At 64.8% G+C, this 21,389-nt stretch carries 19 protein-coding genes; 13 read left to right on the forward strand and 6 right to left on the reverse strand.

The genetic code is table 11. The annotated features are described in order from the left end of the window. The 7 genes from Q0330_RS18025 (at position 1) to trxA (ending at position 11,675) form a co-directional block, all read left to right on the forward strand. Positions 1-1,779, forward strand: coding sequence for a histidine kinase dimerization/phosphoacceptor domain -containing protein (locus tag Q0330_RS18025; RefSeq protein ID WP_299482884.1), 1,779 nt, complete (start codon positions 1-3; stop codon positions 1,777-1,779). Between the two features lie 72 nt (positions 1,780-1,851). Further along, positions 1,852-2,910 carry an aldo/keto reductase gene (locus tag Q0330_RS18030; RefSeq protein ID WP_299482887.1) on the forward strand — a complete coding sequence of 353 codons (1,059 nt, stop codon included), beginning with the start codon at positions 1,852-1,854 and terminating at the stop codon, positions 2,908-2,910. After that, the gene (tsaE, locus tag Q0330_RS18035; protein WP_299482890.1) at positions 2,892-4,322 is read left to right on the forward strand and encodes a tRNA (adenosine(37)-N6)-threonylcarbamoyltransferase complex ATPase subunit type 1 TsaE; all 1,431 of its coding nucleotides are present in this window, start codon (positions 2,892-2,894) and stop codon (positions 4,320-4,322) included. The genes Q0330_RS18030 and tsaE overlap by 19 nt, the downstream gene beginning before the upstream one ends. Continuing rightward, a complete protein-coding gene (locus Q0330_RS18040; protein ID WP_299482894.1) occupies positions 4,310-4,990 on the forward strand; it encodes a nucleotidyltransferase family protein in 681 nt (226 codons plus the stop codon). The genes tsaE and Q0330_RS18040 overlap by 13 nt, the downstream gene beginning before the upstream one ends. After that, complete coding sequence (addB, locus tag Q0330_RS18045) at positions 4,980-7,928, forward strand: double-strand break repair protein AddB (RefSeq protein WP_299482896.1); 2,949 nt, start codon at positions 4,980-4,982, stop codon at positions 7,926-7,928. The genes Q0330_RS18040 and addB overlap by 11 nt, the downstream gene beginning before the upstream one ends. Continuing rightward, positions 7,921-11,298 carry a double-strand break repair helicase AddA gene (gene addA / locus Q0330_RS18050; RefSeq protein ID WP_299482898.1) on the forward strand — a complete coding sequence of 1,126 codons (3,378 nt, stop codon included), beginning with the start codon at positions 7,921-7,923 and terminating at the stop codon, positions 11,296-11,298. Before addB ends, addA begins: the two co-directional genes overlap by 8 nt. Before the next feature lie 56 nt (positions 11,299-11,354). Continuing rightward, the gene (trxA, locus tag Q0330_RS18055; RefSeq protein WP_299482901.1) at positions 11,355-11,675 is read left to right on the forward strand and encodes a thioredoxin; all 321 of its coding nucleotides are present in this window, start codon (positions 11,355-11,357) and stop codon (positions 11,673-11,675) included. Between the two features lie 482 nt (positions 11,676-12,157). On the opposite strand, the gene Q0330_RS18060 is transcribed toward trxA, so the two are convergent. Further along, a complete protein-coding gene (locus Q0330_RS18060) occupies positions 12,158-13,045 on the reverse strand; it encodes a hypothetical protein (RefSeq protein WP_299482904.1) in 888 nt (295 codons plus the stop codon). A gap of 89 nt (positions 13,046-13,134) precedes the next feature. Here Q0330_RS18060 and hslV point away from each other — a divergent pair, with 89 nt between their 5' ends. Then, entirely contained in the window at positions 13,135-13,692 is a 558-nt protein-coding gene (gene hslV / locus Q0330_RS18065; RefSeq protein WP_299482907.1) for an ATP-dependent protease subunit HslV, read from the forward strand. Here hslV and Q0330_RS18070 read toward each other — a convergent pair. Next, positions 13,689-13,976 carry a BrnA antitoxin family protein gene (locus tag Q0330_RS18070; RefSeq protein WP_299482911.1) on the reverse strand — a complete coding sequence of 96 codons (288 nt, stop codon included), beginning with the start codon at positions 13,974-13,976 and terminating at the stop codon, positions 13,689-13,691. The genes hslV and Q0330_RS18070 overlap by 4 nt on opposite strands. Continuing rightward, positions 13,912-14,208: a BrnT family toxin gene (locus tag Q0330_RS19265; RefSeq protein ID WP_366518349.1), complete on the reverse strand. Its 297-nt coding sequence runs from the start codon at positions 14,206-14,208 to the stop codon at positions 13,912-13,914. The genes Q0330_RS18070 and Q0330_RS19265 overlap by 65 nt, the downstream gene beginning before the upstream one ends. A gap of 183 nt (positions 14,209-14,391) precedes the next feature. Here Q0330_RS19265 and hslU point away from each other — a divergent pair, with 183 nt between their 5' ends. Both hslU and Q0330_RS18080 read left to right on the forward strand, forming a co-directional pair. After that, entirely contained in the window at positions 14,392-15,696 is a 1,305-nt protein-coding gene (hslU, locus tag Q0330_RS18075; protein ID WP_299482914.1) for an ATP-dependent protease ATPase subunit HslU, read from the forward strand. Between the two features lie 127 nt (positions 15,697-15,823). Beyond that, positions 15,824-16,000, forward strand: a complete 177-nt coding sequence (locus Q0330_RS18080) for a PLD nuclease N-terminal domain-containing protein (protein ID WP_299482917.1) — start codon at positions 15,824-15,826, stop codon at positions 15,998-16,000. Positions 16,001-16,030: 30 nt separating this feature from the next. Here the strand turns inward: Q0330_RS18080 and Q0330_RS18085 are convergent, their stop codons facing one another. Beyond that, positions 16,031-17,539 (reverse strand): PAS-domain containing protein, encoded by a 1,509-nt coding sequence (locus tag Q0330_RS18085; RefSeq protein WP_299482920.1) that lies wholly within the window; start codon positions 17,537-17,539, stop codon positions 16,031-16,033. 123 nt (positions 17,540-17,662) lie between these two features. After that, a complete protein-coding gene (locus tag Q0330_RS18090) occupies positions 17,663-18,997 on the reverse strand; it encodes an ActS/PrrB/RegB family redox-sensitive histidine kinase (RefSeq protein WP_299482923.1) in 1,335 nt (444 codons plus the stop codon). A gap of 108 nt (positions 18,998-19,105) precedes the next feature. Here Q0330_RS18090 and Q0330_RS18095 point away from each other — a divergent pair, with 108 nt between their 5' ends. The 3 genes from Q0330_RS18095 (at position 19,106) to Q0330_RS18105 (ending at position 20,736) form a co-directional block, all read left to right on the forward strand. Continuing rightward, complete coding sequence (locus Q0330_RS18095) at positions 19,106-19,720, forward strand: SCO family protein (protein WP_299482926.1); 615 nt, start codon at positions 19,106-19,108, stop codon at positions 19,718-19,720. A 67-nt stretch (positions 19,721-19,787) separates the two neighbouring features. Next, positions 19,788-20,348 (forward strand): ActR/PrrA/RegA family redox response regulator transcription factor, encoded by a 561-nt coding sequence (locus Q0330_RS18100; RefSeq protein WP_299482929.1) that lies wholly within the window; start codon positions 19,788-19,790, stop codon positions 20,346-20,348. A gap of 76 nt (positions 20,349-20,424) precedes the next feature. Next, entirely contained in the window at positions 20,425-20,736 is a 312-nt protein-coding gene (locus Q0330_RS18105) for an H-NS histone family protein (protein ID WP_299482932.1), read from the forward strand. Between the two features lie 50 nt (positions 20,737-20,786). On the opposite strand, the gene Q0330_RS18110 is transcribed toward Q0330_RS18105, so the two are convergent. Then, a complete protein-coding gene (locus Q0330_RS18110; protein WP_299482935.1) occupies positions 20,787-21,383 on the reverse strand; it encodes an HD family hydrolase in 597 nt (198 codons plus the stop codon). Positions 21,384-21,389 lie beyond the last annotated feature (6 nt).

Raw genomic sequence — 21,389 nt, forward strand, 5'->3', positions numbered from 1 at the left:
ATGGCCGGTCCGGCAGAGACGTTCCAGTTCGCCAAGGGCCTCGGCTTTCGGCTGGCCGCGCTTCTGTCGGTGGCGATCCTGCCCATCGGGTTGATGTCGCTGATCCAGACGCTTTACCTGTCGGGCGAGGCCGAGCGTTCTGCCGAAACCGCCATCGTTGGTCGGACCGGGGCGGCGGCTGCCGGCGAACGCGCGCTGTTTCAAAGCGCGCTCGGCACCGCCGATGCGCTTGGTCCGGCGGTTCTGCGCGATATCGGCAATCCCGAGGTCTGCTCACAGATGCTGAAAAGCTTCGTCGAACGCGGCGCGACCTATGTTCAGGCCGGCTTCGTCCAGCTTGACGGCACCACGCTGTGCAATTCCGGAAATACCCCGCGCGATCTGACCGGCACCCCGGCCTATGAGCATTTCATCGCCAATCCCACCACCATGGTGGTGCCGCTGGAAAGTGGCGCCGTCAGCCGGCAAGAGGTCGTGATTGTCGGCCAGCCGCTTTACCGAGAGCGGGAATTGCTCGGCTATGTCGGGGTGTCGGTGTCGAAGCTGCTGCTTCAATCCACGCATAGCTCGATCTATGGCAGCAATGCGGCGCAGACGATCACCTTCAATTCCGACGGCGATATCCTTTCTGCCGATGACGAGGTCGCCGAGGATATCATCGCCGCCCTGCCGCGCGACCAGACGCTTAGCAGCCTCATCTCGCGGTCCGAGACGACCTTCACCGACATTACCCCTTCGGGTGAACAGCGCGTTTTCGCCGTCGTTTCCGTGGTGCCGGGGCTGATCTATGCCCTGGGCAGCTATAGCCCGACCGAGGCCGGTGTGCAGGGCTATCGCGTCACCAAGCTGACGGCGGTGCTGTTTGCGGTGGCGCTTTGGGGGGTGTCGCTGGGGGTGGCCTATTACGCCGTCTACCGGCTGGTGCTGCGCCATGTCCGCGAGTTGCGCGGCCAGATGCGGCGCTTCACCGTGGGGGATCGCGCCGCGCAGCCGCGCATCATGGAAGACGCACCGACCGAGATCGCCGATGTGTCGCGGACCTTTCACAACATGGTTCGCATTCTGAACCGTGACGAAGCTGCGCTGGAAGCCGCCCTCGACGACAAGACCGTGCTGCTGAAAGAGGTTCATCACCGGGTGAAGAACAACCTTCAGCTTATCGCCTCGATCATCTCCATGCAGGGGCGGGTGATCGAGGATGACGATGCCAAGCGGGTGCTGCGTTCGGTCCAGGACCGGGTGGCGGCGCTCGCCTCGATCTACAAGAACCTCTATCAGGCCGAGCATCTTGATTCCGTCAATGCCGACCGGCTGATGTCCGAGATCATCAACCAGATGACGCGCGCCTCGGTCGGCCCCGACCGGCGGCTGGATATCGAGACCGAGCTTGCGCCGCTGATCCTGCCCCCGGATCAGGCGGTGCCGTTGATCCTATTGACCACTGAGGCCTTCACCAATGCGCTGAAATATGCCGGCACCCCCGCCGGTCATGAGCGGCCTTGGGCGCGGGTGCGGCTGACGCGCGAAGGCGAGGACAGGGCACGACTGGAAGTGGCCAACTCCATCGGCGCGCAGGTGCAGAACCTGGAAGGCACCGGCCTTGGCAGCCAGTTGATCGAGGCCTTCGCCATTCAGCTTGAGACCCGGACCGAGATCACCACGACCGCAACCGAATTTGTCTTCTCGATGCCCTTCCGGATCGAGGAAATCCGACCTTTGCCGCTGGATGACCGCGCCGTGGTGCTGACCTCTGCCGCCCGTGACGGGGCGCGGCATTAGCGCCGCGTCCCCTCGGGCTTTCCATCCCCGCCCGCAGGGGATAGCTTGCGCCGAGCCATGACAGGAGTGGGCATGAAACGCGAAAAACTGGGCCAGAGCGACGCTGACGTAAGTGCATTCTGCCTGGGCACGATGACCTTCGGCAACCAGACGGACGAATCCGACGCCCATGCCCAGATCGACCTTGCGCTGTCGGTGGGGATCACCTTCCTCGACTGCGCCGAGATGTATCCGGTCAACCCGGTCCGCAAGGAAACCGCCGGCCGGTCCGAGGAGATCATCGGCAATTGGATCGCCCGCACCGGACGCCGCAACGAGATCGAGATCGCAACGAAAGTCACCGGCAATGGCAGCGCCGTGCGCGATGGCGAGGGTTTTGACGGCAAGATCATCGCCCGCACCATCGACGCCTCGCTGAAGCGGCTGCGGACCGATGTCATCGACCTTTATCAGCTGCACTGGCCGATGCGCGGCAGCTATGGTTTCCGGCAGAACTGGAAGTTCGACCCGTCTGGTCAGAACCGCCAGCAGAACCTCGACCATATGGCCGAGGTGCTGGGCGCGCTGTCCGATGCCGTGCAGGCCGGCAAGATCCGCGCTTTCGGGCTGTCGAACGAATCCGCTTGGGGAACGGTGCGCTGGATCGACACGGCCGAGCGGCTGGGCGGCCCCCGCGTGGCTGCGATCCAGAACGAATATTCGCTGCTTTACCGCGCCTATGACACCGACCTGGCCGAGGTTGCGGTAAACGAAGGCGTGACCCTGCTGGCCTATTCGCCGCTGGCCGCCGGTCTGCTGACCGGGAAATATCAGGGCGGTGCGGTGCCGGACGGCAGCCGCGTTGCCGCCGATCTGGCCTCGGGCGGGGCTGGCAATCTGGGCGGGCGCAAGACCGACCGGGCGCATAAGGCGGTGGACAGCTATCAGCAGCTTGCCCGCATGTCGGGCATCGACCCGGTTCATATGGCCTTGGCCTGGCTGCGGACGCGGCCTTTCCACACCATCCCGATCCTCGGTGCGACCAGCGTCACGCAGCTGGAACAGCAGCTTCCGGGGCTGGAGGTGCCGATAACCGACGACCTGAAATCCGCCATTGACGATCTGAACCGCGCATGGCCGATGCCCTACTGACGCTGACCGCAGATGCCGGACTGACCACGGGTCTTGCCCGCGCCCTCGCGCCGGAATTGCGCGCGGGCGATACGCTGATGCTCGACGGGCCGGTCGGGGCCGGGAAATCGCATTTCGCCCGCGCCCTGATCCGGGCGCGGCTGGCCAACCCGGCCGAGGATGTGCCAAGCCCGACCTTCACGCTGGTCCAGACCTATGACGGCACGCCGCCCCTTTGGCATGCCGACCTTTACCGGCTGACCGATCCGGTCGAGATCGAGGAGCTTGGCCTTCTCGACGCCCTGCCCGAGTCGATCGCGCTGATCGAATGGCCCGACCGGATGGTGCCCGCCCCCGCCGGGTTGGTGCTGCGCTTCCAGCCGCTGGACGATCCCGATCTGCGCCAGATCACGCTGTCGGGCGATAAGGCCCAATGGGCGCGTGCCACCCGTGCCGCCGCCCGCGCGATCTTCACCCATGACGCCGGCTGGTCGGATGCGCAGGTCGCCTTCCTTGCCGGCGATGCCTCGGCCCGGCGCTATTTCCGGCTGTCGCGCGAAGGTGAGACGGCGGTGCTGATGGATGCCGATGCGCCAACGCTCGCCCCCTATCTGGCAATGACCGGCTGGCTGCGAGAGCGCGGCTTCGATGCGCCCCGCGTGATCGCCGCCGATCCCGAAGCCGGCCTCGCCCTGATCGAGGATTTCGGCGATGCCCAGATCGCCCGCGTGATCGAGGCCGATCCGACGCAGGCCGGCCCGCTTTACGAACGGATCGCGGCGCTTCTGGCGCGGCTGGCGGCCTTCCCGCCGGCACCGGGGATCAAGCTGCTGGACGGTCCCGAAATGGCCCGGCAGGTCGGGCTTTTCGCCGAATGGTATGCCCCCGCCACCGGTGCCGGTCCCGATGCGCTTGCGGCGGCCAATGAGATCGCGCCGACCGTTGCCCGGCTTCACGCAAGGCTTTGCGCCGATCTGCCCCCGGTGACCGGCCTGCGCGATTTCCATGCCGAGAACATCATCCTGACCGGCGATGACCGCCTTGGTCTGCTGGATTTTCAGGACGCGGTGGCGGTGCATCCGGCCTATGATCTGGTCTCGGTCCTGCATGATGCCCGCCGCACCATTCCGGCGGCGGTCGAGGAGGCCGCCATTGCCCGCTTCCTGACCGATACCGGGCTGGACCCCGCCCGGTTCCGCGCCGCTTTCGCGCTTCTCGGCGCTCAGCGCAACCTGCGGATCATGGGCATCTTCACCCGGCTGTGCATTGCCGAGGGCAAGCCGCGCTATCTGGCATTCATGCCGCATCTCTGGTCGCTGATCGAGCGCGAGCTTCAGGCCCCCGAACTAGCCGAACTGGCCGATCTTGTTGCCCGCATTCCGGGGCCGGACGGTGCCACGATCGAAAGGATAGGCTCGCAATGCCGCCGCTGATGATCTTCGCCGCCGGCAAGGGCACGCGCATGGCCCCGCTGACCGACAGCAGGCCGAAACCGCTGATCGAGGTCGCGGGACGCAATCTTCTGGACCGCGCGCTCGATCTTGGGCGGAATGCCGGTGCCGGGCACATCGTCGTCAATGCGCATTACCTCGGCAGCCAGATCCACGACCATCTGGCGGGCAGCGATGTGCTGATCTCGGACGAAAGCGACCTGCTGCTGGAAACCGGCGGCGGGCTGCGCAAGGCCCTGCCATTGCTGGGCGAAGGGCCGGTGATGACGCTCAATCCCGATGTGATCTGGACCGGGCCGAACCCGCTTGCCGCGCTGCAACTCGCCTGGGACCCGCAGCGCATGGATGCGCTTCTGATGCTGGTCGCCCATGACCGCGCGCGGGGCCGTGTCGGTCCGGGGGATTTCAGCATTGATCACGCGGGCCGGATCGTGCGCAAGGGCGACTTCGTCTATGCCGGCTGCCAGATCGTGAAGCCCGACCGGCTGGCCGAGATCGGCGAACAGGCCTTCTCGCTCAATCTGCTCTGGGACCTGCTGATCGCCGAAGGGCGCGCTTACGGCATCACCCATCCCGGCGGCTGGTGCGATCTGGGCCGGCCCGAGACCATCCCGCTGGCCGAAGCCATGTTGGCCGAAGATGTGGGCTGACTGGCAGAGCGGCACCTTCGCCCTGCCGCCCGGCGCCGATTTCTGCCAGAGCGTGGTCACGGGGCTGATGGCGCGGATGGCCGGCAAACCGCCCGAGGCGCTTGCCGCCGTCACCGTCTTCGTCAATGCCGGGCGCACCATGATCAGCCTGCGCGCGGCCTTCGATGCCCATGCCGCCGAACATGGCCCGCTGCTGCTGCCGAAGATGCGGCTTGTCACCGATCTGGGGGCCGATCTGCTGGGGCGACCGGCATCGCCGCTGGCGCGGGTGCTGGAACTCGGCCGGCTGGTCGATCAACTGATCGTCCGCGAACCGGGCCTCGGTGCCGGGCAATCGGTGCCGCAACTGGCGGAATCGCTGTCCGACCTGATGGGCGAGATGCAGACCGAAGGCTGCGATGCCGACAGTCTTGGCCGCATCAACGCGCAGGATCATGCAGCGCACTGGCAGCGCTCACTGGCATTCCTGCGCATTGCGGCGGGGTTCTATCTGACCGAGCCGGCCGTGGATGGCCCGGCCCGTCAGCGCCGCCGGGCCGAGGATCTGGCGAAGGCCTGGGCGGCAGGGGCCGAGATGCCGGCTGCACCCGTGCTGGCGGTCGGCTCGACCGGTTCGCATGGCGCGACGCGGCTGTTCCTGCGCGCGGTTGCGGCGCTGCCTTTGGGGGCGGTGGTGCTGCCGGGCTATGATTTCCAGCAACCCGATGCTGTCTGGTCCTCGCTGGCGGACGGCGCCGACGATCACCCACAGGCGCGGCTGGCGGCGCTGCGGCAAGCTGGCGTCCGGCCCTGGGTCGAAACCCCGCCAGACGATCGCAACAGATTGATTTCGCTGGCCCTCCGCCCTGCCCCGGTTACCGATCAGTGGATTGCCGAAGGCCCCTCGTTGCCCGATCTGGCTGGCCCGACGGGCGCAATGAGCCTGATCGAGGCCGACCAGCCGCAGGAGGAGGCCGATGCCATCGCCGTCCTGATCCGCGACGCGGTCGGGCGCGGCCAGCCGGTGCGGCTTTTCGCAGCGGATCGCGGTCTGGTCCGGCGGGTGGCGGCGGCGCTGGATCGCTGGGGCCTCAGCATCGACGACAGCGCCGGCGAGCCGCTGCAGCTTTCGGCGCAGGGCCTGTTCCTGCGCCATGTCGCGGCGCTGTTCGGCCAGAAGCTCGGCCTCGATGCGCTTCTGGTGCTGCTGAAACAGCCGGTTACGGCCACCGGCAGCGCGCCCGGCGAATCCCTGCGCCAGACGCGCGAGCTGGAGCTGGAACTGCGTCGCAATGGCCCCGCCTTCCCCGATGGGGCCGCCTTGCGGAAATGGGCCGATAAAGGCGATGACACCCGCAGGATCTGGGTGGAATGGCTGGCCGGTATCCTCGATACGGTGGCTGAGGCAGAGGATGACCGAGGTCCGCGCCCGGTGCCGGATCGGATGGAGGAACATCTGGGTCTGGCCGCGCGGCTGGCTGCCGGTCCCGGCGGCACGGTTGAGGCGTCGTGGCTTTGGGACGATGCGCCGGGTCGCGCAGCCGATGCGGCGATGGCGCATCTGGCCGATCATGCGGCCCTGGCCCAGCCGATGACGCCCGGCGACTATGCCGAACTGATCCACAGCCGGCTGTCGGCGCAGGTCGTCCGTTCCCTTGGTCGCGGCCATCCGCTGATCCGCGCCTGCGGCCCGCGAGAGGCGCGGACCGAGGCCAACCTGTCGGATGGTGCCCTGGTGATCCTCTCCGGGCTGAACGAGGGCGGCTGGCCGCAGGCGCTGCCGCCCGACCCGTGGCTGTCGCGGGCGATGCGGGCCGAGGCCGGGCTGACCCTGCCGGAACGCCAGATCGGGCTGTCGGCGCATGACTTCCAGCAGGCCATCGCCGCGCCCGAGGTCGTGCTGACCCGCGCCCGCCGCGATGCCGATGCCGAGACCATCCCCTCGCGCTGGCTGAACCGGCTGACCAATCTGATGTCGGGCCTGCCCGAGCGTGGCGGCCCGCAGGCGCTGGAGGCGATGCGGTCCCGCGGTGGGCATTGGCTTGGCCTTGCCCGGCAACTGGCGCAGCCGCGCTTTCAACTGGATCCCGCGCCGCGCCCCGCGCCGGTCCCGCCCGCCCCGGCTTTCGAGGCGATCTCGGTCACGCAGGTGCGCACGCTGATCCGCGATCCCTATGCGATCTATGCCGACAAGGTGCTGGGGCTTCGGCCGCTGGACCCCCTTCGCCCCGAACCCGGCGCGCAGTTGCGCGGCCAGGTCCTGCACGAGGTCGCCGAGGCGCTGCTGACCCCGCCACCCGCGCCCGACACCCCGCCAGAGGCTCTGCGCCAGCGCTTTCTGGACATCACCCGCGCCGTTCTGGCCGAGCAGGTGCCCTGGCCCGCCGCGCGCGCCTTCTGGCAGGCACGGATGGAGAAGATCGCCGACCAGATCACCCGGGACGAAAGCCGCCGCCTGCAGCGCGGCCGCCCGCTTGTGGTCGAGGCGACGCATCGCCTGCCGGTGCCGGGCCTGAAGCTGCACCTGACCGCCAAGCCCGACCGCATCGACCGGCTGGATGGCGGCCATGTCGCGCATGTCTATGACTACAAGTCCGGCAAGCCGCCGACCGACAAGCAGATGGCCCATTTCGACAAGCAATTGCTTCTGGAAGCGGCAATGGTTCAGAAAGGTGCCTTCCCGGTGCTCGGCCCCATCGCGGTCGAGGGCGTCAGCTATATCCAGCTGGGCGGCGAGGGCGAGACCCAGCCCCGTAGCTTCTCGCCCGAGGCCGCCGAGGAGACCTGGGCAAGGTTTGTCATCCTCGCGAAACACTATTTGCTGCATGGCCAGGGCTTTGCGGCGCGGCGCGCCCTGCAGAAGGCCGGCGATGCCAGCGACTACGACCATCTGTCGCGCTATGGCGAATGGGGCGCGGGCGATGCGCCGGTGAAGATGAAGGTGGGCGATCATGGCTGAAGGTCGCGCCGACGATGCCACGCTGCGCCAGATCGCGGCGGCCGACCCGACCCGCAGCACCTGGCTGACGGCCAATGCCGGCTCCGGCAAGACCCGGGTGCTGACCGACCGGGTGGCGCGGCTGCTGCTGGACGGAACCCGGCCCGAACGCGTGCTGTGCCTGACCTATACCAAGGCCGCCGCCACCGAGATGCAGAACCGGCTGCTGAAACGCCTCGGCGAATGGGCGATGCTGCCCGATGCGGCGCTTGCCTCGGCGCTGCGCGATCTGGGGGTCGAGGGGGCGCCCGACCTCGCCTCGGCCCGGCGGCTGTTTGCGCTGGCGATCGAGACGCCGGGTGGGCTGAAGGTGCAGACCATCCACAGTTTCTGCGCCGCTCTGCTGCGTCGCTTCCCGCTGGAAGCCGGTGTCCCGCATGGCTTTACCGAGCTTGACGACCGCTCGGCCACGCTTCTGCGCGCCGAGGTGTTGGAGGAGATGGCCGAAGACGCCGCCCCCGAGATCCGCGACATCACCGCGATCCATTCCGGGGAACGTCTGGACAGCCTGCTGGCTCAGCTTTCGAAGGGGATCGAGGCCGAAGGCGGCGAGGACGCCTTGCGCCGTGCCAGCGGCTTGCCGGAGGGGCTGACGGAAGATGCGCTGCTGGCGCAGGTCTTCGATAGCGGCGAGGCGCAATGGATCGAGGCGCTCGTGCTGGCGCTGGCGGGCGGCGGCAAGACCGATATCGACCTGGCCGGGAAGCTGCGCCGGGTAAACTGGCAGGCACCCGATCTGGCCGGCTTGCAGGTGCTGGAAGGCGCGCTGCTGTTCGGGGCGACGGCGAAGGACCCGTTCGGCCCGAAGATCGACAAGCTGCCGACCAAGGCCCTGCGCGAAGGCCCCTGCGCGCCCTTCATGGACGAACTGAACGCGCTGATGGAGCGCGTGGCCGAGGCCCGGCCCCTGCGCATCGCGCTGGAGTTCACCCGGCGTTCGGCGTCGCTTCTGCGCTTCGGGCGGGCGTTTTCGCGGCGCTATCAGGCCCGCAAGGCGCAGGCAGGCTGGCTCGATTTCGACGATCTCATCACCCGGGCCGGCGCGCTTCTGTCGGATGCGGCCATGGCGCAATGGGTGCTGTTCCGGCTGGATGGCGGGATCGACCATATCCTTGTCGACGAGGCGCAGGATACCTCGCCCGAGCAATGGCGGGTGATCGAGCAACTGACAGATGAGTTCACCGCCGGCGAATCCGACCGGCTGCGCACGCTTTTCGTGGTCGGCGACCCGAAACAGTCGATCTATTCCTTTCAGGGTGCCGATATCGCCGTCTTCGAATCCCGGCGGGCGGAATTTTCGGCGGCCTTCGAGGCGGTCGAGCAGCCGATGCAGCAGCTCGATCTGGAATTCTCGTTCCGCTCATCGCCGGCGGTGCTGGCGGCGGTCGATGCGACTTTCGCCGGCGAGGCCGGGCGCGGGCTGGGACAGGACAGCCACCACCGCGCCTTCCTGTCCGATCGGCCCGGTCGTATCGACCTCTGGCCCGAAATCGCCAGGCCCGATGACCCCGAGGAAACGCCCTGGGAAGACCCGGTCGACCAGTTGGCCCCGGACGCCGCCCCGACCCTGCTGGCCGAAGAAATCGCCCGCCAGATCAAGGCGATGCTGGACCCGAATGCCCCCGTTTCGATCACCACGCGCGACGGTGTCAGGCCGCTGGATGCGGGCGATATCCTGATCCTCGTGCAGGGGCGCCGCTCGGCGCTGTTCGGGGAAATCATCCGGGCGCTGAAGGCGGCGGAACTGCCGGTGGCGGGGGCCGACCGGCTGAAACTGGCGGCGGAACTGGCGGTGCAGGACATCCGCGCCATGCTGAACTTCCTTGCCACGCCCGAGGACGATCTGTCGCTGGCGGCGCTGCTGCGTTCGCCGCTGATCGGGCTGGACGAGGATGCGCTTTACCGGCTGGCGCAGGGTCGCAAGCGCGGCGAATACCTGTGGACGCGGCTTCGGGCCTCGGGCCATGCCGGGGCGCTGGCCCTGCTGACCGACATGATGGACCATTCGGCTCTGCGGCCTTTCGACCTGATCTCCCGGTTGCTGGGCCGGCATGGCGGGTGCGAAAACCTGCTGGCACGGCTGGGCTCCGAGGCCGAGGACGGCATCGACGAATTGCTGACTCAGGCGCTGGCTTACGAGCGTGGCGAGGTGCCCTCGCTGACCGGGTTCCTGGTCTGGCTGTCCGCCGACGATGTCGAGGTTCGGCGTCAGCCCGGCGCGGGTGCCGGGCTGATCCGGGTGATGACGGTGCATGGCTCCAAGGGCTTGGAAAGCCCGGTGGTGATCCTGCCCGATACCCATAAGCGCCGCGCCTATACCCCGCCCGAGATGCTGCGCCCGAAGGATGGCCCGGTGATGCTGACCGGGCGCAGCGGGGCGCGGCCGGAATTTGCCCAAGGCCATGTCGAGGAGGCCGCGCGGCTGGATGCCGAGGAGCGCAAGCGCCTGCTTTACGTGGCGATGACCCGCGCCGAAAGCTGGCTGATCGTGGCCGCAACCGGCGAAACCGGCATGGGCGAGGACAGCTGGTATGCGATGATCCGCGACGGGCTGCCGCGTGCCGGCCTGACCGAGACGGCACTGGACGGCGGCCTTGGCCCGGTCACGCGTTACAGCTTCGGCGATTGGCCGGCGCCGGTCGAAAGGCCTGCGGCCCCGCCGGTCGCGGCAGTGGATGCGCCCTGGCTGTGGACGGCGCCACCGCCCGCAGGCAGGCGGCGGCTTCCCGTTGTGGCCTCGGCGCTTGGTGGGGCCAAGGCCCTGCCCGGCCCGGATGGCGACGATCCGCTGGCCGCGATGCTGTTCGGCACCCGGCTGCATTTGCTGCTGGAACGCTTTCCCGAACTGCCGCGCGCCGATTGGCCCGAACAGGCCCGCGACCTGCTCGCGGGCGCCGAGGGCGGCTTGCCCGACGGTGCCGTGCTGGCCCGCCTGATCGAGGAGGCGGCGGCAGTCATCGACGCGCCGGATCTGGCCGAACTTTTCGCGGTCCCGGATGGCGCAGAGGTGCTGGCCGAGGTCGAACTGGCCATCGACCTGCCCGGCATCGGCGCGCTCCGCGGCGTCATCGACCGGCTGATCGTGAGCCCCGAGCGGGTCAGCGTCATCGACTACAAGACCAATGCCACCGCGCCCGACCGGCCCGAGGCCACGCCCGAAGGCATCCTGCGCCAGATGGCCGCCTATCGCGCCGCCATTGCCGCGATCTATCCGGGGCGCGAGGTCGCTGTGGGCGTTCTCTGGACCTCGGCGCGGTCGCTGATGTGGCTGCCCGATCCGCTTCTGGACCGGGCGATGGCCGGTCTTGACCCGGCCGGACAAGCTACCTAGCTGTTAGGGCAACCCTTCCCGCCGGCACGCCCGGCCGCCATTCAGGAGAGCCCGTCATGGCCACTCAAGCCGTCACCGACGCCCAGTTCGAGGCCGAAGTCGTCCAGTCCGATACCCCCGTGATCGTCGATTTCTGGGCCGAATGGTGCGGTCCCTGCAAGCAGATCGGCCCCTCGCTGGAAGAGCTTTCGGACGAATATGCCGGCAAGGTGAAGATCGTGAAGGTCAATGTCGACGAGAACCCCGAAAGCCCCGCCGCCATGGGCGTGCGCGGCATCCCGGCCTTGTTCATGTTCAAGGGCGGCAAGGTCGTGTCGAACAAGATCGGTGCCGCACCCAAGGCCGCGCTGAAGGCCTGGATCGACGAAAACGTCTAAAGGCTCTTGACCCAGAATCTGCATCGAATCATATATGCAGTACCACTGTTGAATCGCACTGCGATTGACGAGAGCCCGCGCCTTTGGCGCGGGCTTTTTGCTTGTTGAAGCCACACATGCCAATATATGGTATGTTGTGACCCAAGCTACACAAAATATCTTGACTCTAAGTCATTGACTCGGAATCAGTATTGTACCCGAGAAGGGTGAGTCGGTGCGATTCAACAGTGGTTTGCTGAATTTGCGCCGTCTCGTAATCAATCACGAGGAGAATTTCGTGAGTACTACGACGAAGGTGCCTCTCGGCACTCGTAAGCGGACCGGTGAAGCTTGTCCTGAAAGCGGCATTTGGAAGTCGGATGACAGTCCCTCGACCACCGCACCGATTGCGAAGGGCAACACCTTCCCGCCCCACCATGGGAAGGCGGTTTACTGGATTCTTACCCAGTACGCCTAATACATGAACTAGGAAAGGGCGGCGGTCAGATTGGCCAGCCGCCCTTTTTCAACGCATCGAGGATGCGCAGTTCCGCCGTCGGGGCCATGGCGTCGATGGCCTGTTCGCGCAGCAGCCAGAACAGGTATTTCGCGTAATGCGCCTTGTGCTCGGGCGCGTGATCCAGCGCCTTTTCGACCCCCATATCGGCCACGTTCAGCGCGATATGGTGAAAATCTATCTGCGCGAACAACACCACAGGCCGTGCCAGCAGATAGGCATCCATCGCCACGGCGCTGTTCTGTGTCGCCACATATTCCGCCCCGGCCAGAAGTTCGCGGCTGTTACCCCCGACGGTCAGGTTCGGATAGCGCGCAGAAAGCGCCTCCAGCGCCGCCATCTCATCGGCGGAATAATCGCCATTCGGATGCAGCGTGGCGATGGCGCGCTTGCCGGTCTTGGCCACGGCCTCGACCATGGCCAGCGGGCTCATGGTCTGGAACGAGCGGGCCTGAAGCAACTCGCGCTGCAGGGGGATCAGCACATGGCTTGGCGCCACGGGCGAGATCCCCGGCAGGTTCTGCTTGCGCAGGCTGTGAATGAAGTTCCGCGCCTCGTCGGTGTCGATCTGGTTCGGAGAGAAACTGGCGCTTGCGACCGGCCAGCGCCAGCGTTGCGGTTCGGGCTCGATATGCCAGAACGGATAGTAATAGGTGCGCCGGAAGATCTTGACCCGCTTGTGGCGCGGCCCGCTCATGTGGTGAAGCGCATAGACAAAGCGCTCTGGCGGCTCATCGGTTTCCGGCGCGATCTCATAGCCCCAGCCTCGGCTGGCGGCGGCATTACGGATCTTGTCGACAAAGTTGAAATGCCCGCCAGTGGCGCGCTTCGTCATTTCGGGATCGAGATGGATTCGCAGCAGTCTGACGGCCATGCCGCAGGTTAGGCTGGCCCCGCGCAACCCGCAATGGCTTGCGGCGGGGATTTGGCGCACCTATCTCTGCCGAAGCAAAGGAGATCTTCATGGCGGATGACAAGTTCCCCGGTTGGCACGGCACCACGATCCTTGCGGTCAAGCGTGGCGGCAAGGTGGTTGTCGCGGGCGACGGGCAGGTCAGCGTCGGGCAGACGGTGATGAAGGGCACGGCGCGCAAGGTGCGCCGCCTGTCGCCGGGTGGGCGTGACGTGGTGGTGGGCTTTGCGGGTTCCACCGCCGACGCCTTCACCCTGCTGGAACGGCTGGAGAAGAAGCTGGAAGCCGCACCCGGCCAGTTGCAGCGCGCCTGTGTCGAGCTGGCGAAGGACTGGCGCACCGACAAATATCTGCGCAACCTGGAGGCCATGCTGATCGTGACCGACGGCGCGCAGATCTATGTCGTGACCGGCGCCGGCGACGTGCTGGAACCCGAACATGACGTGGCCGCCATCGGCTCGGGCGGGAATTTCGCACTGGCGGCGGCGCGCGGGCTGCTGGAAACCGATCTGGATGCCGAGGCCGTTGCCCGCAAGGCCATGGCCATTGCGGCGGATATCTGCGTCTACACCAATGGCAATCTGACGGTTGAGGTGCTGGGTGGCTAACCCGCCCGTTTCGCCTCCATATAGGCCCGCAGGACGGCGTTCATGCGGGTCTGATATCCTTTGCCCTGAGACTTGAAGAAGTCGAGGATGTCGGGGTCGATCCGCAGCGACACCGCCTTCTTGGGCTCGGGCATGACGACCCGTGTGGTCGACCAGTCGAGGTCGAAATCTTCCTCGTCCCGGCCTTCGAAATCGCCCGCCCGGACAAGCCGGTCCCAGTCAGTCTTGCCCTTCAACTGGCGGATTTCGTCCAGCGACATGGGCTTCATATGCTTCTCGCTCATTTCGTCGCGCCCTCCGGACCGTGATTATCCGGGTAACATCGCCCCGCATGGTGAACACGACCGCGATTGTTATCTTTCTAACGGATCCAATTACGATTTCTCGTTGTTCAACCTTACTTATACCAGTCAGCCTCAGATGCGGCTGATCGAAAACCTCAATTGCATCGACAAAGTCGATACCGTGCTTCTGTAGCGTCGTTTGACGCTTCACCTCGTCCCACTCGAACATCATTTCTCGTCCCGGTAGGTCTATTGATGCGTTCCATCTCAGATCGCCTGTCCTGCCTCTTTTGCGAAGTTTCGCTGACCTTCTAACGGGTTCAGAACATAGATACGCTTTGTATATACAAAGCACAACCCTTCACATCTCTGGTCTGACAACCTATCTGCTGAGAAATCGTAGAAGGCTTGATCCATGACCGACCTGACCCCCCGCGAAATCGTGTCCGAGCTGGACCGGTTCATCATCGGCCAGAAGGACGCCAAGCGCGCCGTGGCCGTGGCGCTGCGCAATCGCTGGCGGCGCAAGCAGCTGGCGGATGACATTCGTGACGAGGTCTATCCGAAGAACATCCTCATGATCGGCCCGACCGGGGTCGGCAAGACCGAGATCAGCCGGCGGCTGGCGAAGCTGGCGCAGGCGCCTTTCGTCAAGGTCGAGGCGACCAAGTTCACCGAGGTCGGCTATGTCGGCCGCGATGTCGAACAGATCATCCGCGACCTGACCGATGCCGCCATGATCGAGACCCGCGAGCGGATGCGCGAGGAGGTGAAGGCCCGCGCCCACAAGGCTGCCGAAGATCGCGTGCTGGCGGTGCTGGCCGGCGACGGTGCCCGCGACCAGACCCGCGCCATGTTCCGCGACAAGCTGAAGCGCGGCGAATTGGACGGCACCATGATCGAGATCGAGGTGCAGGACAATTCCAACCCGCTCGGTATGATGGATATGCCCGGGCAGGGCGGCGGCGGCATGGGAATGATGGACCTCTCGGGGCTGATGAAGGCCTTTGGCGGGCGACGGGTGAAGCGCAAGGTCACCGTCGCCGAAAGCTATGAGATCCTGATCGCCGAGGAAGCCGACAAGCTGCTGGACGACGAGGCGGTGAAGGCCGAGGCGCTGGAGGCGGTGCAGCAGAACGGCATCGTCTTCATCGACGAGATCGACAAGGTCTCGGCCCGGGCAGAGGCGCGTGGCGCCGATGTCAGCCGCGAGGGCGTGCAGCGCGACCTTCTGCCGTTGATCGAGGGCACGACGGTCAGCACGAAATACGGTCCGGTGAAGACCGATCACATCCTGTTCATCGCCTCGGGCGCGTTCCATGTCTCGAAACCCTCGGATCTGTTGCCGGAATTGCAGGGCCGCCTGCCGATCCGGGTCGAGCTGCGCGCCCTGACCGAGGAGGATTTCGTCCGCATCCTGACCGAGACGGATAACGCCCTGACCCGGCAATATGCCGCGCTGATGGGCACCGAAGGGCTGAGTGTCACCTTTGCCGATGACGGCATCGCCGCGCTGGCACGGATCGCCGCCGAGGTGAATACGAGTGTCGAGAATATCGGCGCGCGCCGGCTTTACACCGTGATCGAGCGGGTGTTCGAGGAACTGTCCTTCTCGGCCCCGGATCGCGGCGGCGAAAGCGTCACCGTCGATGCGGCATTCGTGGAAACCCATCTGGGCGATCTTTCCCGCTCGGCCGATCTGTCGCGCTATGTGCTGTAAGCAAATTTCGGTAATCGGCCCGTTTTCGCACCCGTCGGCGGTTGCGTGGCTGGAACTGCCGGTGCGTCGTCGTCGTTAGACGACAGGATTTGCGAACAGGAATTCGGGGAAGCAGATGCAGCTAGACATGTTCAGTGGTCTGATCGGCATTATCCTTTTTGCGCTGGATGTCTGGGCGATTGCGCAGATCATCAATTCCGGCGCGGAGAAGAACAGCAAGATCATCTGGGTGATCATCGTGGCCTTCTTGCCGATCATCGGGTTGATCGCATGGTATATCGCCGGGCCGAAATCCAGCCTTTGACCGGCTTCGCACCGCATCGTAGGGCTGCGATCAGCCTGTGGCCGAATTGATCTGATCCGCCAGTTCTGTGGTCGAATTACTGGGCTTTCCCGCTTTCGCATCCTGTCCTGCAGGCGGCGCGAAGCGGACCATGCGCTTGCCCCCCGGCAGGGCGGTGACCGACCAGCCGAGAACCCCTTTGCCATCTGGCCCGAAGATGACACCGCGTCCACCACCGCCCATGTCATCCGCCCCAAGTGCATGTTCCAACTCTGCAAGGCCGGGCGCTTCGTTCCAGTCGCCCTTCCAGCAGCGCAGCGCCTTGGCCAGATCTTTTGGCGGACTGCCCCAGAGCTCGGCATAGGTTGCATTTGATATCGCCACCTGCCCAAGCGCGTCGAAGACGACAAGCGCTTCGCCGAGCCCGTCCAGCACTTGTGAGCCCAGCATCAGCTCAGCCCGGAACCTTCGGGTCAGCGTGATCTCGGAGGTGATATCCTCAAACAGGAAGGCCACTGCGCCACCGGGATGGGGCGTGCCTGTCACCCGATAGGTGCGCCCGCCCGGCAATGTCCATGTCTCGACATGATGGCGGGCCGAGGCAGCCGTCTCCAGCGTGCTGATCTGTTTGCGCCAGCTTCGATAATCGCGCGGCTCCGGCACCATGCGCAGCTCTCGCAACTGATCGAGCACGCTGTAAAGCGAGGGACGGCCCGCCAGAAAGCCCGCAGATAGCCCGGTCAGGTCGATCAGGGCGGGGTTGAACAGTTGAAGCTGTCGCTCTCGGTCGAAGATCGCCAGGCCTGTCGGCAGATCGGCGAAGGTCTTGGTCAAGGTTTGCAGGAATTCCCGCAGGTTCTGTTCCGCCCTCACCTGGGCATCGGCGGGCAGGGCGAAGGTGGTGGTGCCGCTATCGTCCCGGCGATTGTGGCAGTCGAACCAGCTAAGCTCGGTGCCAGAGAGGATATGCGCCCTGTGAACCCCCTTTGCGTCGGCTGCCGTCTCATCGAGCGCCAGAATATCCGGCAATGGCCAGCTGAGATTGGCCGCGTCAATGGCCGTCGCCGTCGCGAGGTAGGTGGCGTTCGCCCAGATGAGCGCGTCATGTGCGTCTCGCCGAAGGATCAGCATCGGCGCTGAATCGACGATGCCGCGAAGCAGGCTCAGCTCTTCCTCCATCGCCTGTTGCGACAGGGAATCCACAACGATTCCCGCAGCCTCGCCTTCCGGCCGCACAAGCGTCAATCGAAGGGCGCCATCCGGCGTCTCCTCGGCCAACAGTCGCATCCGGGGTGTGCCAGTGCCTGATTGCCCGTCAAGCGTGACGGAATTGCCTGTGCGCGCCACCTCCTCCAACCTGCCGAGATTATCGAAGCGTTGTGCCAGCCAGGACTTCAGGGCCGGCAGGCTGTCGCCAGAGCAGCCGTCAAGAATGATACGCGCCGGCGGCGTGGCATCGAGCAGCCGGTCGCCGCGATAGAGGAAGATACAGGGCTCCAGCAGGCTGGTTGCCAGAAGCGGCGGTGTTGAGAGGCGTTCAGACCATCGGATATAGGCCACCGTTATCAGGGCAGACAGCACCCCCCGCCCAGGGCCAGCAATATGGAGGCATAGGAATTCATGGCTAACCGCTGCTATTTGCGAAAGCCTATTCACATGATCCGTTAAGAACTGGTTAATATTCTAGAAAATATGCGGATTTTCTTCTAATGCCTGTCGATCATCTGCCGTAATGCGGGCCAGCGGCCAGATGATATCGACCTTTGCGCCTGTGCTTCCATTCGCGAACATCAACTGCGCGCCGCTTCCTTCCAAAAGTGCGCGGGCGATAAAAAGGCCGAGGCCCATCCCCTCATATCCGCCGCGCCGGTCATTGCGGCGGCTGATCGGGAACGGGTCTGAAAGCTGGCCCAGCATGGTCGGCGGAAAACCCGGACCGTCGTCGCTTATGGTGATGTGCAGTTGCACCTGGTCCCAATCGGCGCGCACCGTGACCCTGGTTCGGGCGAAGTCGACACCGTTCTGGATGATGTTTCGCAGCCCGTGAATGACTCCGGGATCGCGGCGAATGGTGGGCTGATGGGGGGCGTCCTGTAGCAGGATTCGGATTGGCGCCCCGCGATCTCTGTGCGGTTCCGCCGCCTCCTCCAGCACAGTGCCAAGGGGGGCGGCGTGCAGCTTCAGATCGTCCTTACCGGCCCGGCCCATTGAGCGCATGATATCCCGGCAGCGGTCTGCGGATTGTGCCAGCGTTTGCGCATCTTCTGTCAGGTCCGAACGGTCGGGCAGGGCGTCGGCCAATTCGTCGCGCAGCTCTGACGCGATCAGCTTGATGGTGGCAAGCGGCGTGCCCATCTCATGCGCGGCGGCGGCGATGACACCGCCCAGATGTTGCAGCTTCTGTTCCCGCGCCAAGGCGATCTGGGTCGCGAAGAGCGCGTCCGAGGTTGTCGCAAGCTCCTCCGAGACGCGGCGGGCATAGATCGCGAAAAACACCACACCGATCAGGATGGCCAGCAAATGCGCGGCCTGCAGGATCGGCGGCATGACCAGGTTCAGCGTCGGATGGCGAAGCGGCACCGCGAACCAGGCCGCCAGCAGGATCATGACGATTGTCGCCAGGCCGACCAGCAAGGTCTGTCGGTTGCCAAGCGCCGTTGCCGCAATCGTCACCGGCGCAAGCACCAGAAGCGCAAAGGGGTTGGAGAGCCCACCCGTCAGCGCGATCAGAACCGAGATCTGCACCAGATCGAAGACCAGCTGAATGGTTGCCCCGCGCTCGGTGACGCGGGCCGGCATGGCCGTCATCCACAGGTTCAGCACGGCCCCTGCCGCGACAACCAGAAGCGAGGGCAGGACCGCGAATTCCATCCCCATCAGCAGCGCGACGATGATCGCCGCAAGCTGACCGCCAAGCGCGATCCAGCGCAGCAGGACCAGGGTCCGGCGCCGGATCGGCTCGGCCCGGCGCTGGCGGTCGGTGCCCAATGTATCGGCAAGCGGAAAGCCCGGCGGCATTCTCAACCTCGTGATGCGGCGTATGGTCCTGTTGATATAGGCCGCACATTGCGCGATCAATGTAGCGAACGCGAGGACGGGATAGATATGAACGACAAGAAGCTTCTCATGATTGGAACGGCCGTTGCGGCGGTGTTGCTGGTCGGTGGTGCGGTCTGGATGTCGCGCGGTGACGAAACTGCAACCGGGTCAGACCAGTTCGCCAGTTGCCGGACGAGCGTTGTGGCCGGCGGCTCGTCTGCGCTTGGCGGCCCGTTCGAGCTGACCGACGAGACCGGCGCCCGCGTGACAGATGCGCAGGTCTTTACCAAGCCGACGCTGGTCTATTTCGGCTATTCCTATTGTCCTGATATTTGCCCCTTTGATAATTCGCGCAATGCCGAAGCACTGGATCTGCTTGATGCGGACGGCATTGATGCGCAGGCCGTTTTCGTCAGCGTCGATCCGGGCCGCGATTCGCCCGAGGTCTTGGCGCATTTCACCGAGAACCTGCATGAGAAAATGTTGGGCCTGACCGGATCGCCCGAGGAGATCGCCGGGGTCGCGAAGGCCTATCGGGTCGGGTATCAGGTGCAGGACGATGGCAGCGACGATTATCCCGTCAGCCATACGACAATGACCTATCTGGTTTTGCCAGAACACGGCACGGTTGAATTCTTTAACCGCGATGTAACGGCAGAGGATATGGCTGCGCAAACCGCCTGTTTCGCCAAGGCGAGCTGAGCGCCGAATATTTGCTTCTGGTTGGGCTTCCGCTTAAAACGGGAAAAATTTCTCGTTGGAGGCCGTCATGGCAGAGTCAGAGCAGCAGAAAATCCAGCTTGGCCCGGACCCGTCACTGCTGTTGGTCGATGACGACGAAATCTTCGTGAACAGGCTGGCCCGCGCCATGGAGCGGCGCGGTTTCCGGCCGGCCGTCACGCTTTCCGTTGCCGATGCGATTGCGACCATCCAACAGGCCCCTGCCGCCTATGCCGTGGTCGATCTGCGGCTGGAGGATGGCAGCGGTCTGGATGTGGTCGAGGCGCTGCGCGAGGCGCGGCCCGATGCCCGGATTGTGGTTCTGACCGGCTATGGTGCAATCGCGACGGCGGTTGCGGCGGTCAAGCTCGGTGCCACCGATTATTTGTCGAAACCCGCAGATGCGAACGATATCGTTTCGGCACTTTTGCAGACCGGAGAGGCTCTGCCGCCGCCGCCTGAAAATCCCATGTCGGCCGACCGGGTAAAATGGGAACATATTCAGCGGGTTTATGAACAATGCGATCGCAATGTCAGCGAAACGGCGCGGCGTCTGCATATGCATCGGCGGACATTGCAGCGTATTCTGGCGAAAAGAAGCCCACGCTAAAAATGTACTTTTGGATAAATTGACTTTCGTGCATCGAACATCATATTCCCATAAGAATGAGTAATGGGAGAACTTAATGCTCGATCTAGAGAATATGTCGCTCAAGGAGCTGCAGGATCTGCGAAAGCAGGTCGACCGTTCAATCGTCGATTTCGAGGAGCGTAAACGTCGCGAAGCCCTTGCCGCTGTCGAGCAGGCCGCGCGCACGCACGGATTTTCGCTCAATGAGCTGACCGGCGCCAAAATCAATCGCCGTAGTGGAAAGATGGCGCCGAAATACGCCAATCCCGAAGATGCAGCCCAGACCTGGACCGGTCGCGGTCGTCGTCCGCGTTGGATTCAAGACGCGCTGAATGGCGGCAAGACGCTGGCCGATCTGGAAATCTGACTGGAAACTCGGTCCGAGTTTCCATTTTGATCCTCAACCGGTTCAACACGTTAAGTTTTGTCAATTAGCGCGTTGAACCGGTCGAGATAGGCTTTTCGCGCTTCTGCCGAAGGGCGAAGGCAGATCTTCAAGCCTGCGCAATGTTCCGGCCTCGGCACTTTGAAAATGCCTCGCGCCTCGTCTTCGGAAAATCCGGCAATCTCTATTGCCTCAAGCCAGGCCGATACCTGGTCGGCGAGCTTAATACTTCTTTTGATCGTTGCCGGCACTTTTGCGGGCAGCCCAAATCGGCGATGGACAGCCTCGGCAATTCGTTGATCCATTTCGCCATATTCATTTCCCAATGCGCCTTTTACCGGCGATATCATGTCGCCAAGCACATATTCGGGCGCGTCATGCAGCAATGCCGCCAACCGCCATTTCGCGGGCGCTTGCGGCGTGATCTGGCCAAACGCCTGCTCTACCAGAAGGGAATGCTCGGCAACCGAATATGGCCAGTCGCCGCGTGTCTGGCCGTTCCAGCGCGCGACGAAGGCCAGCCCGTGGGCAATATCCTCGATCTCGATATCGACGGGAGTCGGGTCGAGAAGATCAAGCCTGCGGCCTGACAGCATCCGCTGCCAGGCACGCTTTGCGCGGGGCGGCACGCCGGG

The organism is uncultured Paracoccus sp. (genome assembly GCF_937873615.1).
GTDB lineage: Bacteria > Pseudomonadota > Alphaproteobacteria > Rhodobacterales > Rhodobacteraceae > Paracoccus.

Excerpts from the sequence above, each read along its gene's own strand:
- hslU (WP_299482914.1), top strand. The coding sequence starts at position 14,392 with ATGACCGACCTGACCCCCCGCGAAATCGTGTCCGAGCTGGACCGGTTC.
- Q0330_RS18100 (WP_299482929.1), top strand. The coding sequence starts at position 19,788 with ATGGCAGAGTCAGAGCAGCAGAAAATCCAGCTTGGCCCGGACCCGTCA.
- Q0330_RS18105 (WP_299482932.1), top strand. The coding sequence starts at position 20,425 with ATGCTCGATCTAGAGAATATGTCGCTCAAGGAGCTGCAGGATCTGCGA.
- hslV (WP_299482907.1), top strand. The coding sequence starts at position 13,135 with ATGGCGGATGACAAGTTCCCCGGTTGGCACGGCACCACGATCCTTGCG.
- Q0330_RS19265 (WP_366518349.1), bottom strand. The coding sequence starts at position 14,208 with ATGATGTTCGAGTGGGACGAGGTGAAGCGTCAAACGACGCTACAGAAG.
- Q0330_RS18095 (WP_299482926.1), top strand. The coding sequence starts at position 19,106 with ATGATTGGAACGGCCGTTGCGGCGGTGTTGCTGGTCGGTGGTGCGGTC.
- Q0330_RS18030 (WP_299482887.1), top strand. The coding sequence starts at position 1,852 with ATGAAACGCGAAAAACTGGGCCAGAGCGACGCTGACGTAAGTGCATTC.
- Q0330_RS18025 (WP_299482884.1), top strand. The coding sequence starts at position 1 with ATGGCCGGTCCGGCAGAGACGTTCCAGTTCGCCAAGGGCCTCGGCTTT.
- tsaE (WP_299482890.1), top strand. The coding sequence starts at position 2,892 with ATGGCCGATGCCCTACTGACGCTGACCGCAGATGCCGGACTGACCACG.
- addB (WP_299482896.1), top strand. The coding sequence starts at position 4,980 with ATGTGGGCTGACTGGCAGAGCGGCACCTTCGCCCTGCCGCCCGGCGCC.
- Q0330_RS18040 (WP_299482894.1), top strand. The coding sequence starts at position 4,310 with ATGCCGCCGCTGATGATCTTCGCCGCCGGCAAGGGCACGCGCATGGCC.
- Q0330_RS18070 (WP_299482911.1), bottom strand. The coding sequence starts at position 13,976 with ATGAGCGAGAAGCATATGAAGCCCATGTCGCTGGACGAAATCCGCCAG.
- Q0330_RS18090 (WP_299482923.1), bottom strand. The coding sequence starts at position 18,997 with ATGCCGCCGGGCTTTCCGCTTGCCGATACATTGGGCACCGACCGCCAG.
- trxA (WP_299482901.1), top strand. The coding sequence starts at position 11,355 with ATGGCCACTCAAGCCGTCACCGACGCCCAGTTCGAGGCCGAAGTCGTC.
- Q0330_RS18060 (WP_299482904.1), bottom strand. The coding sequence starts at position 13,045 with ATGGCCGTCAGACTGCTGCGAATCCATCTCGATCCCGAAATGACGAAG.
- addA (WP_299482898.1), top strand. The coding sequence starts at position 7,921 with ATGGCTGAAGGTCGCGCCGACGATGCCACGCTGCGCCAGATCGCGGCG.
- Q0330_RS18080 (WP_299482917.1), top strand. The coding sequence starts at position 15,824 with ATGTTCAGTGGTCTGATCGGCATTATCCTTTTTGCGCTGGATGTCTGG.